The organism is Rhodococcus aerolatus, assembly GCF_054783215.1.
On the sequence record NZ_BAAGQZ010000042.1, the window covers coordinates 26,668 to 28,756 of the forward strand.

Consider the following 2,089-nt stretch of genomic DNA (forward strand, 5'->3'; position numbering starts at 1 on the left):
TCATCGGCGCGGCGTCGATCGCGGCGCACAAGCGGCCCAGCAGCCGGGCCACCTTGTCGTCGCCGCCGGGTGCGGGCCGCGGCGGGCGGGCGCCGAGCGCGTCGAGCAGCGCGTCGTCCGCCGCGACCGCGGCCAGGTCGGCGCTCTCCCGGTCCCCGCTCACGTCGTCCTCCCCCCGTCGCCCGTCGTCCCGTCGCTCGTCGTCCTGCCGCCCGCACCCCTGCCGTCCGTGTCCCCGTCGCGTGCGGCCAGCTCCTCGCGCAGGCGGGCCAGGGCGCGGTGCTGCGCGACCCGCACCGCGCCCGCGGTGCTGCCGAGGGTGCTGGCCGTCTCCTCCGCCGACATCCCCACCACCAGGCGCAGCACCACCACCTCGCGCTGCCGCTCGGGCAGCACGTCGAGCAGCTCGGCCACCCGCGCGGCGGCGTCGGCGTCGAGCGCCCGCTGCTCCGGGCCCTGCTCGGGCGTCGGCTCCTCGGGCACCTCGGCGACGGGGTCCGAGCGGCTGCGGGAGCCGGACCGGTGGACGTCGGCGACCTTGTGCGCGGCGATGCCGTAGACGAAGGCCATGAAGGGCCGGCCCTGGTCGCGGTAGCGCGGGAGTGCGGTCAGCACGGCCAGACACACCTCCTGCGCGACGTCGTCAGCGGACACCCCTGCCACCCCGGCGGGGCCCACCCGCGCCCGGCAGTACCGCACGAGCACCGGGCGGACCACCGCCAGCACGCGGGACAGCGCCGCGCGCTCGCCGCGCACCGCAGCCGCGACGAGCGCCTCGTCGAGTTCGTCCCCCGGGTGAGACATCGTCTCCCAGGCTGTCACCGTTACCGCGGCGGCGGTGCCCGGGGTGCGGGACGGTCAGCTCAGGAGACGAAGCCGCGGCGGAACCCGTGCGCCACGGCCTGCGCCCGGTCGCGCACGCCGAGCTTGCGGAACAGCCGCCGGGCGTGGGTCTTGACCGTGTCCTCGGACAGGTAGAGCTCCCGGCCGATCTGGCCGTTGCTCTTGCCCTGGCTCATCCCCCGCAGCACCTGCATCTCGCGGTCGGTGAGCCGGATCCCCGGGTCGGCCGCTCCCGGCACGTCGCCGCGCGCCGAGCTGGACACCGTGTGGGCGAGGGCGGCGACCAGCTCGGTGCGGGTCGCGTCCCAGCGCAGGTAGCCCCGGGCGCCGCCGGCGATGGCCGCGGCGATCGAGGCCGAGTCGTCCGGGGCGCCGAACACGATCACGTCGGCGCCGGGGTGCGCACCGACCAGGCGGCGCGTGGCCTCGACCCCGGTGGGGACGGCGCGCTGGGTGCCGACGAGGACGAGGCCGGCCGGTGCGCGGGCGTACCGCGCCAGGAGCTCGTCCCCCGTGCTCACCGTGTCGATGGCGGTGATGCCCGGCACCGCCGCCATCGCACGCGACAGGCCCTCCCGCACCGCGCGCCGATCGTCACAGACGATCACTGTGGTCACGGCCCGCTCCTGTCTGCGCCTCGGTGGTGCGCACGCCGGCCCCCGCCGCCGCCTGCTCCCCCGTCCCGCGGCGGGTACGCCGCGCGGCCGGGAGAAGACCACCCCTGTACGTGATGATCCAAGCACACTCAGTGGCCATTTCGGACACGGCCGCCCCTCGAGCCGCCCCCGCTGGACCCCGACCGGGCGCCCGCAGCGCCTGGACCAGCAGGGACGCCGCCCAGGCCAGTGGTGACAAACCGTGACCGACCGCCTCCGCGGCGACGCCGTCGGCGACCGCCGCAGCCCGGTCCGGGTCGGCACCGGCCAGGGCGGCGGCGAGCACGAGGCGGGACTTCACGCCGTGGCGCACCGAGCCGCCCGCCTCGGCCGGGCCCACGGCGGCCCGTGCCGCGACGAGAGCGGCGTCCGGCTCGTCGAGCCGCAGGGCCGCCTCGGCCCGCACCCAGCCGAGCCGCACCTCGAGCCGGCGGGCCGCAGCGACGTCGTCCGGCGACAGCCCGTCCGGGCCGGTGGGCAGCCCCGCTGACAGCTCCGCGACCACGTCCCCGGCCGCGGCCAGGAGCCGCCGGGCGACGGCCGGGGTGGGGCCGCCCAGCGCGTCCGCGGCCAGCCCGGTCAGCGCGCCG

2 protein-coding genes and 1 pseudogene are annotated in these 2,089 nt (G+C 78.2%); all 3 read right to left on the bottom strand.

All coding sequences use genetic code 11. From position 1 onward, the window contains the following. Positions 1-159: 159 nt before the first annotated feature. Entirely contained in the window at positions 160-804 is a 645-nt protein-coding gene (gene shbA, locus ACYVOF_RS15215) for an RNA polymerase sigma factor ShbA (protein ID WP_460867909.1), read from the bottom strand. Between the two features lie 59 nt (positions 805-863). Beyond that, positions 864-1,460, bottom strand: coding sequence for a response regulator transcription factor (locus tag ACYVOF_RS15220; RefSeq protein ID WP_460867911.1), 597 nt, complete (start codon positions 1,458-1,460; stop codon positions 864-866). Further along, positions 1,438-2,089: pseudogene (locus ACYVOF_RS15225) on the bottom strand (hypothetical protein); the annotation flags it as partial. The gene ACYVOF_RS15220 and the pseudogene ACYVOF_RS15225, both read right to left, overlap by 23 nt.

Coding starts and splice junctions, on each gene's coding strand:
- shbA (WP_460867909.1), bottom strand. CDS start 804: ATGTCTCACCCGGGGGACGAACTCGACGAGGCGCTCGTCGCGGCTGCG.